The sequence below is a fragment of the Paenarthrobacter sp. CCNWLY172 genome (assembly GCF_037402035.1).
Taxonomy (GTDB): Bacteria; Actinomycetota; Actinomycetes; order Actinomycetales; family Micrococcaceae; genus Arthrobacter.
Genome location: NZ_JBBEGB010000004.1, coordinates 149804 through 164708, shown reverse-complemented (window position 1 = coordinate 164708; position 14905 = coordinate 149804). Strand labels below are relative to the sequence as shown.

Below are 14905 nucleotides of genomic sequence, written 5' to 3'. Positions count from 1 at the left end.
TCAGTGGAGCGTTTGCTGTTACCTAGTTGGGCGCTCCGTGCTTAGTTGGCGTTGGCGCGCTGGCGGATGGCCCAGCTGAAGGCCGATTCCTGCGGTTCCTTGTACTCGAGGCCGATGTAGCCGTCGTAGCCGAGTTCGCGGCTGCGGGCGATCCATTCGCCGAGGGGGAGCGTGCCGGTTCCGGGAGCGCCGCGGCCGGGGTTGTCGGCAATTTGGATGTGGCCGAAGTCCTTGGCGTGGTTCTCGATGACGGATTCGACGTCGTCGCCGTTGACTGCCAGGTGGTAGAAGTCGGCGAGGAGCTTGATGTTCTGTGCGCCGGATTCTGCCTTGACGCGGGCGATGACCTTGAGTGCGTCTTCGGCGGTGAGGAGCGGGTACTTGGGTGCGCCGCTGACCGGTTCGAGGAGGACGGTGCCGCCGATGCGGGCGACGCCTTCCGCTGCTGCGGCGAGGTTCTTTGCCGCGAGTTCGTCCTGCTCTTCAGGGGTGAACTCGTCCTGACGGTTGCCGTAGAGGGCGTTGAAAGCCTTGCAGCCCAGGCGCTCACCGATGCCGGCTACGACGTCGATGTTGTCCTTGAACTCGGAGCAACGTCCCTTCCAGGAAACCAGTCCGCGGTCGCCGCCGGGCATGTTGCCGGCGTTGAAGTTCAAGCCCGTGAGCTGAACGCCGGCGTCCTTGATGGCGGTTTCAAACTCTGTTGTCTCTTTGTCGGTGGGAACCGAAGTGGCGAAGGGCCACCAGAACTCGACGGCGTCAAAACCGGCTGCCTTCGCGGCGGCGGGGCGCTCGAGCAAGGGCAGCTCCGTCAGGAGGATGGAGCAGTTCACTGTGTACGTCATCGTAGGTCCTTCCGAGGAGGGGCTTTGATCTATCTTCCGGGTTGCTTGGCTGTTGCCGTGATGCTTGGCCTCAGTTTCCGCTTTGTGGAATTTAGATTCTGCTTTATGAAAAGTTTAGGGAAGGTGGGGGTGGGAGTCAAGGGGGTGGGTGAGGAGGTGGGGGTTTGGGATACCAGAAGTGGTGCACTTGAGGTTTGTGCCGCATGGCGTGGCGGGGTCTTCATTTCAGTCGTGCAAAGTACCTTCGCTGGATTTCGAGCTGACGATCAGGAGGGAAGCACTGACTAGCCTTACTTCCTGTGTGCCTGGGGGTGCGTAGGATTGCCATCGTGCCAGATGCATCTGCAGCCCTCCTGCCGCATCGGGTCAGCGTTGGAGACGACGCACCTGACCAAGAAACTCCACCCACAGCCCTGGTTAGAGCTGCGGCCTTTGTTTGTCTGATGAAGTACACCGGGCCCTACACGACATATGCGTTGTTATCGGCGCGACTTAGGTAGAGGGATGTACTAGCTAACGACGCAACTTGCGGCTGTGTCGGCTGGCAGCCCAAGTTTCAGCCGGATTTTTGTGGGCCGTTCCAGGGCCGGCGGCCCTGCTCGAGGTCCAGCTGTTCCACGCCGAAGTGAAGTCCGATTCCGTTGTCTTTTTTGCAACGTTTTTCGGCGCCGCTTAAGTCGTCCTACATGACCTCGGGACTACCCCCTGCCGTTCCTTGATCAGCGAGGAGGAAGGAGACGGCGAAATCCCGAAGGAAGTATGACCCTAACCAAAGAATCAGGTCTTCGACACCCTGCAAAAGATAAATCCTCGTGGCACGAATGAAGGTCACTTTGGAGGAACAGCTGAAGCGACCGACCCCCGTCACGGCGAAGCGATTGGCCGGCATGACTCTGCCACCAGCAGTCCGGGCCAAACCGGTCGATGAAAATCCCTGATCACTCGCTAGGACATACCGCGGCTTCGATGGCCCTTGGAGTCTCAGCCATCGATCAACGAAAGCCAGGCGCGTTGTGCGTGCCGGCAAATTCCTTTCCTGGATTAACCCACACCTCATCGTGTGCGAGCATTTGCGCTCCACGTCATTCTCGATCACCAAGAGTTCGGCCATCTCCACACCGTTTGGGCCGCCGAGCCGGCCTTGCCTTCAGCTGGCAAGTAGCCGCTGATGAGATTTGCAATCCTGTGGTCAACCATTCGTATCTCCCGACTCGAGAGGTGGCCAGCCTCCCGAAGCAAGTGAGTAGTCCTCACCTACCGAGGAGCCTCGTACAAGATCGTTGGTATTGTTAGCCGGTTGTTGTTGACCCTTTAGTCATTCACAGCTGCCCATCTCATCCGTCACTCGCTGTATCCAGGAAAAAAATGAAGATCACGATTGCTACCGCATTTGCAGCAGTCTTGCTGGCAACAATTACGGCATGTGGGTCGAATACCCCGCCCGCGAATTTGTCGCCAAGCAGTACGCCAGCTGTCTCTCAATCGCCAACTACTATTCCGGATGTGCAGGGCAAGAGGGCTGTAGACGCACGGAGCGAGCTTCGCAGCCTCGGCTTCGATGCATCCTTCTTCGACGCTAACGGGAACGAGTGGTTGAAGGATTACCCGGATACAGATGTTTTGGTCGTTGGGACCGAACCAGCCGCACATGAAGCAAAGCCAGACGGTGTGGTCCGCATTATCACAAACGTTAGCGAAGCGGAACAGAAAGCTGCTGCTTCAGCAAAAGCCGAGAAGGCTGCACAAGCGGCTCTTGCCCTCAGGTACACGTACACCTGCGGAGGCGCTGGAACATCGGAACCTCAAAAGATTTTCAAATCCTACAAAGAGGTCTGGGCCAGCCTGTACTACCACCGGCGGAACGGCTGCTCCCTATACCTTGACGGAACCAGCGTCTACGACACTACGAAGCTCTTGCCTCAAGAGCAGAAGATCGTTGACATTGTTGCGATTAACGGCGGCGATGCAAGCATCCCTGGCTTCGCCTACGCGTCCGTTTTCGACTTGTGTGCAATCGACAACCCTGACTATGCCGATGAGTTGCCAGCCAAGCCTCAGTGGAAGAAGGCTAAGGCTTTGGCTGCCCTTGCTATGTGCCCGGATGCCCCTCACGCTGCGGCCTTAGAGGAAGCCGCGCACGCCGTGCAGATCAGCGATGGCAACAAGATTGTCGGAAAAGACATGGAGGCTGGAACCTACCGAACCAAGCCGGGTGTGAAAAATTGCTACTGGTCCAGGAACACCGGTTCAGGGAGCATCATCTCAAACGATTTCGTGGGCTTCGCCCCGGACGGCGCCATAGCGACGGTGTACGCAGGTGAAGGCTTCGAGTCTTCAGGGTGCGGTATTTGGACCAAGATAAGCTAGATGGCCGTTTCCGCCCAAAATTAGGCCTCCTGCCGTCCTCGAAGCCGTGTACGGTGACCGCGTAGGTGCCGTACAGCGAAGCCGCAAATATCGTTTTTCCCGTCAACTGAATTATCTATTGAATGATCAAGCCTGCACAGCTTGGCTACACAAGGAGTCCCAGACAGATGGCCAGCCTTCCGGAAAATATCCACGCCTACTCCTCAGAGCTAACTGTCTCTTCAGCGACCCTCGACCGATATGGTCGCCGAGATGATGAGGGACTCACCTCCGCAATTACTGAATACATGCGCCGCTCTGGTTTTGTCATCAGGGCGACAGAACCTACCGGTCTCGGGGGCGGACCCATCGAGATAAAGGTTTCTGTGGGGATGATCATTAGCGCGCTCAAGGCCGTCGGAGCTGCTGTCCGGTGGGTTGTGGACAAAGTACGGAAGCGCCAACTTGCTCAGCTGAATACCCGCCTACCCATGGTCTGGATCCAGTTTTCTGCGAAGCATGTAGGCGGCTCGCTACCACTCCCAGATGCTGGCTTGCTTGCGGGTATCGCAGCAGTTCTGCCTGGTCTTCTCGAGCACCTCGAAGATAAGTTCCCCAATCGTCAGTATATGATAGGGGCAGTCTCAAATTGGCACGAGAATCCCAATGACTACCGCCATTCCAGACGAATCAGTTTTGAAATGGCAGCCGCGCATGTCACTGTGGGGCGACTTCTGCGGATCACTCAGATACTGGAAGATGACCTTTATTGCTCGCTGATTGCAGTGAGGATTATGAAGACCAGAAGATGGCTTCCTCTGCGGATCAAAGTTGAAAAGGTAAAGTCCCGATAGGAACTATATGTAGTGCGCGGTTTAGAGCACGCGCAAATAGGTAAGTCTCGGATGAGCTACTGGAAGCTATTCATGTTTGAAATTCCAGGCTGCCCATTTTCTTAGGGGTTCGAATACACGGGGGTATCCCACCGTTCGTATGATTCATCATCCGAACCATGAGAATATAAGGAGCTGCGCTTCGGAACTCTCCTTAGGAACCTGCTCCGGATCCCGTGCTCCTTATACACGATGGATATCATTTCAACGCTTGAGGAAGGACTCACCGACACAAGTTCAGTGTCGCCCCTGCAGTAAACCCTCAGCGGGATCCCTGCTGGAGTCATGATTCCAAACTCTAGCCCGGAACATTTCTGCCCATACTCAAACCTGCGAATCTCTGCCGGCTTCCGGTGGACGCGTTCAAGCAGCCAGAGCCCACCACCGACCGCGGTGAATTTCCAGGGCATCGAGAGCGGGGGCCGCGAGATCGTAAACCGCGTCACCGGCAACGACAGCAGCCGGCCAGAAGGCCAAGGCCTGAAAACCGAAACCGCTTCACAGGCCCGCTACGGCGCGGACAAATACCACAAGAAGTTCGCCGAGTCCCTTGCTGATACCGGCACCAACGAAACCCGGATCCGGGGCCGCCTCGCAGCCGCACGCAGCGAAGGAACACACCCCCGGCGCAGCCGTCAAAGTCGGGAAGACAACTAAGGCCGGAAAGAGCCGGGCTGTGGGCACAATGGGTGCCGAGAGTAGCAACGGCAGGCCGAGCGGCTAGAAAAATCCAGTTTCGTGGACTTGCGCTGAGGGCGAACACTATCCCGTCGAACCCCTTTTCTGCTTTTCCCACGCCAACCGAAGATAAGATAAATGACAACGGTGGGATTCCCCTGCGGGGGTACGAAGGGGGCTTTCTTGACGGCAGTCGTCGATGTCACGAGCGGAACCGACGAAACGGGCCCTGGCGCCATCGGCTTCTTATCGGCTGTCCAGCGGGTTCTCCACTCTTCCAGGCCATCGACCGAAGCAGATCTTCTGTGCGCCGCGGCCTGCCAGTTTCTGCGTCGTAACCAGCACGCGTCCTCAGATGTAATTCGTCGGGCGGTGGCAGAGATGTGGCCTGGAAGTCAGCCGACTCTGGAGCAGATCGATTCTGCTCTTGCGTTGGCCAAAGAACTACGTTTGGTTGGCGTTACCGATAGCGGGGAATGGTTCCTGACCGCAGACGGACTTTCCGATGTTCAGCGCCATGGGCAATGGGTCACAGCTCTCAGAGAGCGCGTTATGGCGGATCTTAGAGTCCGAAGCCGTGAAGGTTTGGGGTATGAACCCGACAGTACTGAAGCTGAGCTTTGGCTGAATCAGCTAGTGAGAGCACTAATCGCCGGTATTGAGCAGTCGCAGTCTGCTTACTTGGGGCAAGTTGAGCAATTGATCCAAGGCCAGATTGCACCCCGGGAGGTCAAATCTGCGGACATCCTCAACTACCTTGATGCAGTCAGTGGCAACGTCGAAGTGGTCGAGCTACTTAAGTCACTGGCCCTTGCCGCGCTGGACCCTTTGGATCCATTCGGAAAAGAGCTTGTAAGCCTGATTACAACAGGCTGCATCCTTCATTCATATGTTTCGGGGCGCTCTGGCGCAGACATTACGAGTGAGATCGGTAGCCCTGAAGGTCAGCGAGCGATACTGGACACCCCGGTTCTTTTGTCGCTGGTCGGGCGAAAGGCCGACAGAAGCGATACTGAGCTGACTATTCGCAGTGCTTCTGCGGCTGGCTGGGACGTGGTTGTTTGCCAGCACTCGCTTGATGAGCTTCACCAGCTTCTGCGGAGAGAAATTCCTGAAGTCGAGAAACGTGTCAGGGAAGCGCACAAAAGCAACACTCGTGTTGAGTTTTACGCCACCTTGGTCGAGGACCAAATCCATGGCATCTGTATCGCTGCACTTAGAGACGGCACATACAAGAACCTAAATGAAATGATGACTGCCTGCGAACGTCTAGAAGAAGACTTGGTGTCGTGGGGAGCGACAATTAGAGACCACAACAATGAGCTATCGGGCGACAGGGTTTCCAGGTGTCTGAGCGCTTTGCAGGAGCAGATCGACAAGAGCATGCGATCTTGGCGGTCCGGCCCGGCCCTGGAGAGGGACGCCGACACGATGGCCATGGCCTGGCGGCGGAGGAGTCGTGAGCAGTCAAAGAACTGGCCTGGCGCGTGGGTTATAACTAGCGACCGCCAGATGTCGCCAGCATACGCCGCAATCTCATCAGACCGGGTTTCGCTTACATTGAGCCTTCCGCAGTGGACGACCGTCGTATCGATTAGTGCGCCAGAGGAAAACCTACGGGACCTTGCAACTGCTGCAGCAGGTCAGTTTGCTGAAGAAGCCATGTGGCAGCTTCCGGCTCGTTTCCCCGGAGACTTTGCTATGCGTCTCGCCGCACAGCTATCGCCTAATCAAGGCGGGTCAGATATGGATCTTCGGCACGCTCAAATGATGCTCTCCTTGCCGGAGATGTTGGATGAATTTGAGGCGAAGTCGTCAACTACAGCCATCGCTGCCGCTGTTCTTGCTGCAAGAACCAAGCGCATTGACGCGATGATGCATCAGGAGAAGGAACGCCAGGTCGATGCATTGGCTCGGGTGACCGTTGAGGCTAGTGAAGCGCATGAAGAGGCTCGCGAGGCTAGAATCCGTGAGCTTGAGGTGGGTAAGGAGAACGCCGACCTGGCAAACCAGCTACAGGAAGCTCTGAGCAAGGCTGCTGCCTCGGATAGTGCCCTGGCGGAAAACAGGACCCGCCACCGTAGAATCCTCATCAGCATTGCCTTGTGCCTCATCACCGCAGTATTTCCGTCGGTTGGCGTGACAACGAACAACAGCGTTGGAGCCATAGTCGGCCTAGTGGCTCTCGGCGGGATGATTACCATTGCTACGCGTTGGTGTAAAGACCTTAAGCTCGCGCTTCCCGTCCTTGCCTGGACATTCATTGTTGACGGTGTCGGCTTCGTTTCAGCTTTACTCCCCATGCTCGGGGGTGGGCAGCCTGGGCAGTGACTTCAACCAGCTGTCCCTATACGACGACACGGACGAGGAAGCCAAGTGAGTCAACGAAGCCACAGGCAGAAACGCGCCGCCTTGAGGGACCAGTCGCCGGCCCGTATCAGCCTCACGATCTACCGAGAACTTGTCCGCCTAGTGAGGGACTCCCCTAAACCACCAACGCGGCCGATTGGCGAGTGGAAGCGTGAGGACCAGCGGCATGTCATCGCACCCGCAATAGCGTGGGGATGGCTCATGCGGGTGATGCGTTCCGGCCAGGCGGCCATAGAACTTGAAGGCAGAGGTTTTGGACCAGAAGCCGCACCGCTTGTGCGATCTGCTTTGGAACACGCCATACGTCTCCTCTGGGCAGCCGAGTACGGCGACGAGTTCGTCGAGATAACACTCCTTAGCCAGAAGAAGGGGCTCGCGAACATGGAGGCCGCTCAGACGGATGGTTGGCGGTTTGATCCTGATTTCGCAGAAGCTCTCCAGAAGCGCGCGGCAGAAGCTAGCGACGACTTTACTCCTCTCTCAACACTGACCGCACTCAAGCACATTGTTGACTCCAATCCAGACCGCCTTGGTGGCCTCTACATGGCGTGGCTGTTTGATACACACGAAAGTCATCCGTCCGACTTCACTGCACAGCACTACTACGTCGCCGATGATTCGGGCCATAGATATGAGCTCTTCGAAAAGCCTAGGACGGCGTCCCGAGCGGCGTTTAGGTCCTGCTTCGCGTTACTCGGTGCCATCGACGGCTATGCGAAGATTTCGGGGCTTTCTGCCTACTTTGAGCCAGGACTCAGTAGAAGCGCGCAGATGCTTCTCGTGCTAAGTGAGAGCCCAGCTGCCGATGACTCTTCCCGCTAATGGCCTACCTGAGGGGCCGACTCTCTCCGACCGCCGCTTCTTCTGTGTTGTGCTTGACGAAGTGTTCACCGCTAAGCTCGATCTTGTAATCAGATACTGAGATCCCGATGGGTGCCTTTGTGGCACCAGGCACGGGCTGCGATTGCAGCTCTAGGGGAGGTCACAGGACACACCCCCAAGATCACAGCCCGTATCCGCTAATAGTGTTGCGGGGAAGATGCATCCAATTTTTATTTGAGGCGTCGGCATTCGTGATGGATCGACCGCACGGTGTTGCCTTTTGCGATCGTTGACCAACACCTGGGGCTGTACCTTTTAGGGCGGCGTGAGTCTGCACGCTGCAGATTGCCACCAAAGCGGTTCAGTTGGTGCTGGAAATCGAATCCACGGTCTATCGTGCGGCCGAGGATATGAGTCGCTCAGCTTCATCCACAACGGCCTCAGACTCGGAGGACGGAACAGCATCTACTCCCAGCCGGCGCCACCCTTCAAGGGCGATCAGTAACTGGGCTTCGCCTTGTTCGTTTGTTGGAGGCGTGTAGACCGCATTAATATCCACATCCGCGGGTATCCCCAAGCCGAGACGGCCGCCTTTCGATCTAAGGAAACCCCCGTCTTCACGCAGCAAAGCGACCAAATAGTTCCAAGCTCGAATTTGGGTCTGCAGGTTACGAGTGTCACGGACATCAAACGCCCATACCTGAGACATTTGTCTCACGGCGCGATCTTGGACGGCGAAATCCATCGCAGCTTGCTGAGCCCCTACGGAAGCGATCTGGTGGAGCGCTACGTGCTTAACGAGTTCTGGTCGAAGGTTGAAGGCATCTCGTAGTTTGTGGACCGTACGAGTACGGGACCGATGCTTCACCTCATGGTCGATATCTACGACCATGAGTTCGAACGCCAAGTCGGCTGCTTCCTCCGAAGAAGTTGCCAGTACGGGCCGGGCCTCAGAAATCTGAACGATGTTATTCATTCTGTGCCGAAGATCCTCAAGTCGCCCTTTGCCAAATTTAGCGAGGTTCGCAGAAGGCATCAGCGACTCGACCTCGTTGAGCTGGCGTTGAATTGAGGTCTCAATCCGATTCAGGAATGGATCTGTCACAACCGCCGAACCACCAATTCTTGAGGCTCGTCGCAGATTGCTGACTCGGCGCATGCTCCAATCCGCATCCCGGCCGGCAATGACACCAATATTGACAAACTCTCCTCGGACGGGATCGGGCACGTAGCGCACTACCCAGTAGTCGTATCGCATCAAGTTCCCTCCCTAAGAGTAGTGTGCCGATATTTCGCGCAGCTGCCTAGCGATCAAGTCGCGCCTTTGGTAGACAAATTTGGCCAACGCCCGAAGGTCTGTGTCGGCTATTCCCCACTCAGTTGGTACTTCACCTAAGACTAACGCGAGTGAGTCGCTAGTTAGCGCAGTGAGGGCGTCTGCCGCTTCGTGAAGGGCCGCAGGGTTAAGACCTTGTGGACGTTGCCCCTCAGGCCATGGCCACGCATCATTGGCCCATCGACTGAGGAGCTCAGGAGTCCAGTCTCCTTCATGACTGTCGAACCAAAGCCCATGATCTATTGACCATACCTGATGGTCACTGCTCACGTGGTACAGGAGCTGAAGGTCCGTCCCTAAGCACAGGCTCCATAACGCGAGGAATTTCGGGAACCGTTGCGCGTTCCCATCTCTGCTCACTCGCAAGATTTCGGTAGTCTCCTCGACATCTGTCAAAAGCTCCGACCCAAAGTATGTACCTGCTGGAATGGCATGACCCGAAGCGAAGTACCCTTCGGCTAGGTCTGATGCGACGTGCACGAGGGAGACCGGGCGAACGGGTGCCTCTAAAAGCCCACCAATTCTTGCGACAACGAGCTCATTGACAAGGGACAGGGTGCCGTGGGGATTGCCTGGCCATTTCAACCAATAGCGCCTGCCGTCTTCAGTGACGGCCAGGATCGGTGCGGCACCAGTGGGTGCAGCCCTAATGAGGGCTGAGGCCGACGTCTCCGGTATGCCTCGGCTAACCCTGGAAAAAGCCAGATCAAAGGCCGCATCTGACCAATCGCCAGACATGGTCACCGCCCCCAGTTCCATAGGACGTCAACTTCCGTCCGGCTCGCGAAATTTTATTCAAGGTACAACCAGCATGGGCCATTTTCCAAATAGCCGCGGGATTAATGTCGGTACAGCGACCCGTCGGGGACCGTGCGAAGGTGTCTACTCCGCGGCTTCTGGATTGCGTCGAGCGAGGCATCTGACGACCATCAGCGGCTGCACCACAAGTCTTCATCTCACAGGCGGGCGTTTGGCGTCATACCGACGTAACTTCTGCGGACCTACAGAAGCTGTCCATCCGGGCACGCCGCCTAAACCAATCTCCACCGCCCGGTTCAGGCGAGCTTGATGCTGAGTCAGCACTGGCACAAGTGGAGCAGCTGCTATTAGATGCTCGTGATGGCACGCGGAAGCTATGGCTGAAGGGCGAGTACGGCAAACCCGCTCTGGAGCAATGGAGGGGAGATTGGCTTTTCGGGAGCTCTCGGATGGGCAACGGCAGGGGAGAAGGGCGACCGAGTATCAAGGCCCCCGACCTGGTCATCATTTGCGCGGAGACACGTGATTGCTATGCCGTGGTGGAAGTAACCTCGGATCCAGAAAAGCTACCTGCCGACTACTGTGAGCTCAGAGGTGATGAAGCATTACGTTGGCCTTGAGTGAGCCGCATCAAACCACGCTTCATGCCGGACCGGGTACTGAAACTTAAGGCCCGGAGCTTGTTGCCAGCACGGGAGGTCTGCAAAGCGGTCACATGAAGCTGGAATTCGATGAATTCACAGCAGGTGTAAGGGCCCTTGCGAGGCTATTAATTTAGATGACTGACCTAACCTAAGGCGTTCAGAAAGCCCACCACGGCGCAGGTTAGGTTGTGGTGGGCTTTCGGTGAGCAAGAGCGAGTGCCAGAGAGTCAGTGACGAAATTGGTCGTCTAAGGCGACGTTGCCTTCGCGGCGACCTCGAGCACTAACCGGAGGACGGCACGTACAGTTTCCGGTGCCCTACCTCCGGGCACGCTTCCCGTCGGGGTGAAGCCGACCGGTCAGCGACGATGCTGGATGAAGTTTGACCAGGTTCTTTCGAAGATCCTCGGGCAACTCACCACTATGGCCGTCATAGTACACATCAGCCAAAGCACGAGTGCCCTCGTCGTATATGAATGCGGCGGCACGAGGAAACTTTAGCTGGTACTTTTTCGACCTTAGATAATCTCGCCAGAGCTTTTCATCCGCCACCGGTTCTTGATCAACCGGGCGAGTCCCCCAGACCATCAACCAAGCTTCTGGCAGTACTGTCGTCCCAGCAAACGGGATGGTCATACTTCGGCCGAGACCGTTAGCTGCAGGTGCGTCGAGGAGGTCCTTCGGATTCCGCGCTAATTGATGCTGAGTCTTGGTCGCAGCGCCCAGGAGCGTTGCACCGATGCTCAACCATCCTTCTACTCTCCGCGATTGGAGCTCATCGATAACCTCCCCCAGGGGTGATGTAACCATTTTCGGTCTGGGGGCCGGTGGATTGTCACCTCTGATTTTTGAGTAGTACCACGCATCTAGGGCATCTGTTCTGCTCGTGATGATGCTGGGCGTCTGCTCACGGAACCGTCGGCGATCAATGGTTGTGGGCGCAGGCAGCCAGCTAAAAACTGACCCTACCAATTCAGGGTCCGGTTCGACCCACAAGCCGTCTTCAAAAAAGAACAGGAACAGGTCCAGCTCATCCGATGCTGAGAACATCACTGTTGCATTTGGGTTCAATCTTCTGCGCAAGTACAGTAAAAATTCTGCTGGTCGCTCTATGAGTTCCGAAATAAGCTCAAGGTCATGCAAGGATACAGTCCACGGGATGTTGTCCGGCTCTAGAATTCCTGCACGGACGAGCTCAATTGTCGCGGTAGTGACACTTCCGAGATCATCGAGGCTCACGGCGACAGTGTGTATTTCCCGAACTTGGGAAAGATCTACCCAGCCCTCGGCCTCCACGCGAACACCACCATCGCGTTCTATCAGTTCCCTTAGGCGTCCAGCTTGGGCTGCGGCCTTCGTAATTAGACCGGTCAAGTCAGTACGGATCCGGTTGGTTTTCCCACCTTTGGACAGGGCGCTGAGGGCAACTGCCTTGTCCTCGATTATAACGGCTACGTCATCGAGGATAATTAAGTGGTCACCCTCAACCCTTTTCGTATAAAATTTCGGATCGGCCAAAGCTACTTCGGCTTCACTGGCAGGAACATAGTATTCAAATCCATCACGAAATACTGCACCAGGCATGACTTTTTGCAGAACACCTGATGTGCGCTGCTCAAGAAGCTCACCGCGGTGCTTAACATACTTATCCCAAGCAATGGATGATTTTAGGTGTTCTTCCAAGTTCTCTTTAATAGCATCCATGGTCAACGATCCATGAGGCATCATTAGGCGGCCTTCAGAAGTGACTATCATGGGACGTGTTCGCAGAGGGTTATTTCCTGACATGAATTCTTGTACTACCTCACTTGGGGTCAAGGAGGACAGGTCAACACGGAAGCTTTTGCAGACCGCACGAGTCCGGGCTAGAGGGACTCCCGACTGACGCACAAGGTCATTTACGTCAACTGTCGCCTGACCAACGTCGGGTTCAAACAGTTGTGTAAAAGCCGCTTCGATCGCAGCCTGACCTTCCTCAATAGGCGCATCTTCATCGACTAACCCAGATGTATTAAGTACCTCAGCGAAGTACGCACCGCGACAGTTGAACTGATTCTGCTGAAGGTCGTGGCAACCCTTCAAAACAGCCAGCGCGTCCTTTACGTCAAATCCAAGTTCAGATGTCAGGGTCGCACGTACGTCAGGGTTGCCGTCGAACAGTTGAATCAAGGTCTGTTCAACCATCTCAGCGTAGGAGGTGTGTCGGACCAGCACCTGGGAGCCGCGCAGCAGCTGGTTAATCATTGCCAGACGGTTGGTTGGGTCTTCAGCTGCTAAGGCACGGAGATGGGACATCTCCAACAGATTGTTCAGACGTTCGGTAGCTTCTGAGACGAAGCGGCTCATCTCATTTGGCGCAGGCGTAGGGAAGCCGTTGTCTTGACTACGCTGATTCATTGCCGACAGGGCGATTAGGGCAAGTAGTTCTATGTGCGCGGCCTTGGCCTCGGGATTGGGAGTCATCTGGCCTACCCGCGCCCATGGCAAGTATGCCATCCGAGCGACTTCGAGCAGACGGTGGGGCTCAAATCTTTCTAGTTCGCAGACAAATTCTGCCACCGCCTCGTCGAATGCCTTCTGGATTGATTCCTCCGGCTTATCCATACCAGCGAATTGACGAGCCAACGCTTCAATTGAAACTACGGAGTCCATCAGGTGACGTGCGTGGATATCGAACGACGGAACTGCCCGATGACTCTTTCTTTGGCGCTTCCTGGCATTCCTGCGTTTGGATCTGGCTGTCATGGGTCAATTTGATCACAGGTAACCGACCCTTTGACCGGAGCAACATCCAGGCATGCGATGCATCGAAACCTCCGGGAACAGTATCCGTCCCGCCGGGGGCAAGATGGAATCCGTAGCTGAAGTGACCGGAAGTCCCGGTAACTGGTCAGCGCTTGATTTCGTAACCTCGGTGATCTCCGATCGCAGTGAGACTCGCCATCCTCGCAGCAGTACGAAGGCCTAGTGGTTCAAACTGAGGGCCGGGTAGAGGGCTGATCGAGGCGTCTCGGCCCGGTATGTGCGGACCGTCCGAACGGTGAGATAGGGAGGGGTGCCTAGGACACCGTCCTGACGGCACTTTTGGGGATCGCTTATGCTCGCAGTTTTGCGCAGTGGATCTGATCGTCCATCAACAGGTCTGTTCGGCCGTTGAACTGGGCGGCGTGCTTACTCCCACGTGGTGACGGGACCGGCGTCAAGGAGGCGTTAGACACTTTGTTGGTCTCCCGGGCCTCGTCACTGTCCGATGTCGTTGGTGGAGTAACGCAAGAGGGTGCCGCCTGCGGAGCTCAGAGTCTAGGGAAAGGTCTGCTAATCTGCGGTATGGCCAAGGGAAATTCTGCTCTCGACGTTCGTGAACTTCGTGCCGCTCAAGCAGTGCGCGCCGTGTACGGCGCCGCGCGATGGGAAATCACTCCCAGAGACGTCGACGGTGCACCTTCAGGAACCCATGACTTCGATCTGTCCGATGGAACGACAACAGTTGCAGTCGAGGTTACGACAATTGCTGAGACCGACACGCTCCGAGACAGTGCGCAATTCAATTACCACTTTCCGAATCTGGCCGCCGACTTTGACGGTCTAAAGCAGGGTTGGTTGGTCGCGGTCTCTAGTGGAGGAAACGCGCGAGAAATCCGTCAGCAGCTGGAGACTTGGCTCGCGGAGCTTGAGCGCCTGACGGTGCCTTCGGTCGATTCGGTGAGCTTGCAACAGCATTTATTTAGCTCCGAAGCGGATCGTCCGGTTTGGTACAGCACGCTAGTGGCAATGCGCGCAGCTGGGGTGATTTCTGCAGAGGTGGTGCCAACCCTCCCGGCAGGCCACTGCACTCTGGCTAAGATTGACGACGGGTTCTCGTGGGATCCGACGGATCCCGAGTACGTCTCGACATTCGTGTCAGAACAGTTAGCCGGTAAACACTTGTCGGATGTTCAGAAAATAGGGCGGGCCCTGGCGAATCGCCGTGTGCTATTCCTCTGGTTAGATGTCGAGAGCCACTTCGACATCACACGTAGGTTGGATAATGGGCTCCTTGGCGGAACTGTCCGGAACGTAGGACTTGTCGACGAGGTTTGGATCGGTCGACACTTCATTAGCAATGACGTCACGGTCTACCGGTGGCGCGAAGCTGATGGCTGGGACGTCCGTCATTTGCAAGAAACGGATCTCGTGAACCCCTGATCGAGGTTGCCGGCAGCAACTCCGGACG

9 protein-coding genes are annotated in these 14905 nt (G+C 56.3%); 6 read left to right on the top strand and 3 right to left on the bottom strand.

Features of this window, described 5'->3' with window-relative positions:
• Positions 1–41 precede the first annotated feature (41 nt).
• Positions 42–845 carry a hydroxypyruvate isomerase family protein gene (locus WBN73_RS07480; protein WP_105692055.1) on the bottom strand — a complete coding sequence of 268 codons (804 nt, stop codon included), beginning with the start codon at positions 843–845 and terminating at the stop codon, positions 42–44.
• A gap of 1365 nt (positions 846–2210) precedes the next feature.
• On the opposite strand from WBN73_RS07480, the gene WBN73_RS07475 reads away from it, so the two are divergent.
• The 5 genes from WBN73_RS07475 (at position 2211) to WBN73_RS07455 (ending at position 7954) form a co-directional block, all read left to right on the top strand.
• Positions 2211–3212: a PASTA domain-containing protein gene (locus WBN73_RS07475; protein ID WP_337339937.1), complete on the top strand. Its 1002-nt coding sequence runs from the start codon at positions 2211–2213 to the stop codon at positions 3210–3212.
• A gap of 122 nt (positions 3213–3334) precedes the next feature.
• On the top strand, positions 3335–4045 hold the full coding sequence (locus WBN73_RS07470) for a hypothetical protein (protein WP_337339938.1): 711 nt from the start codon (positions 3335–3337) through the stop codon (positions 4043–4045).
• Between the two features lie 432 nt (positions 4046–4477).
• Positions 4478–4741: a hypothetical protein gene (locus tag WBN73_RS07465; protein WP_337339939.1), complete on the top strand. Its 264-nt coding sequence runs from the start codon at positions 4478–4480 to the stop codon at positions 4739–4741.
• Positions 4742–4945: 204 nt separating this feature from the next.
• Complete coding sequence (locus tag WBN73_RS07460; RefSeq protein WP_337339940.1) at positions 4946–7093, top strand: hypothetical protein; 2148 nt, start codon at positions 4946–4948, stop codon at positions 7091–7093.
• 45 nt (positions 7094–7138) lie between these two features.
• Positions 7139–7954, top strand: coding sequence for a DUF5677 domain-containing protein (locus tag WBN73_RS07455; RefSeq protein WP_337339941.1), 816 nt, complete (start codon positions 7139–7141; stop codon positions 7952–7954).
• A gap of 391 nt (positions 7955–8345) precedes the next feature.
• Here the strand turns inward: WBN73_RS07455 and WBN73_RS07450 are convergent, their stop codons facing one another.
• Together WBN73_RS07450 and WBN73_RS07445 are read right to left on the bottom strand one after the other, a co-directional pair.
• Positions 8346–9212, bottom strand: a complete 867-nt coding sequence (locus tag WBN73_RS07450; RefSeq protein WP_337340036.1) for a DUF3037 domain-containing protein — start codon at positions 9210–9212, stop codon at positions 8346–8348.
• A gap of 1798 nt (positions 9213–11010) precedes the next feature.
• Positions 11011–13437: a hypothetical protein gene (locus WBN73_RS07445; RefSeq protein WP_337339942.1), complete on the bottom strand. Its 2427-nt coding sequence runs from the start codon at positions 13435–13437 to the stop codon at positions 11011–11013.
• 582 nt (positions 13438–14019) lie between these two features.
• Here WBN73_RS07445 and WBN73_RS07440 point away from each other — a divergent pair.
• The gene (locus tag WBN73_RS07440) at positions 14020–14877 is read left to right on the top strand and encodes a hypothetical protein (RefSeq protein ID WP_337339943.1); all 858 of its coding nucleotides are present in this window, start codon (positions 14020–14022) and stop codon (positions 14875–14877) included.
• Positions 14878–14905 lie beyond the last annotated feature (28 nt).

What these genes read in the sequence shown, in the direction of transcription:
- WBN73_RS07480 (WP_105692055.1), bottom strand. Translation starts at nt 845, where the DNA reads ATGACGTACACAGTGAACTGCTCCATCCTCCTGACGGAGCTGCCCTTG.
- WBN73_RS07475 (WP_337339937.1), top strand. Translation starts at nt 2,211, where the DNA reads ATGAAGATCACGATTGCTACCGCATTTGCAGCAGTCTTGCTGGCAACA.
- WBN73_RS07470 (WP_337339938.1), top strand. Translation starts at nt 3,335, where the DNA reads ATGATCAAGCCTGCACAGCTTGGCTACACAAGGAGTCCCAGACAGATG.
- WBN73_RS07450 (WP_337340036.1), bottom strand. Translation starts at nt 9,212, where the DNA reads ATGCGATACGACTACTGGGTAGTGCGCTACGTGCCCGATCCCGTCCGA.
- WBN73_RS07445 (WP_337339942.1), bottom strand. Translation starts at nt 13,437, where the DNA reads ATGACAGCCAGATCCAAACGCAGGAATGCCAGGAAGCGCCAAAGAAAG.
- WBN73_RS07440 (WP_337339943.1), top strand. Translation starts at nt 14,020, where the DNA reads ATGGCCAAGGGAAATTCTGCTCTCGACGTTCGTGAACTTCGTGCCGCT.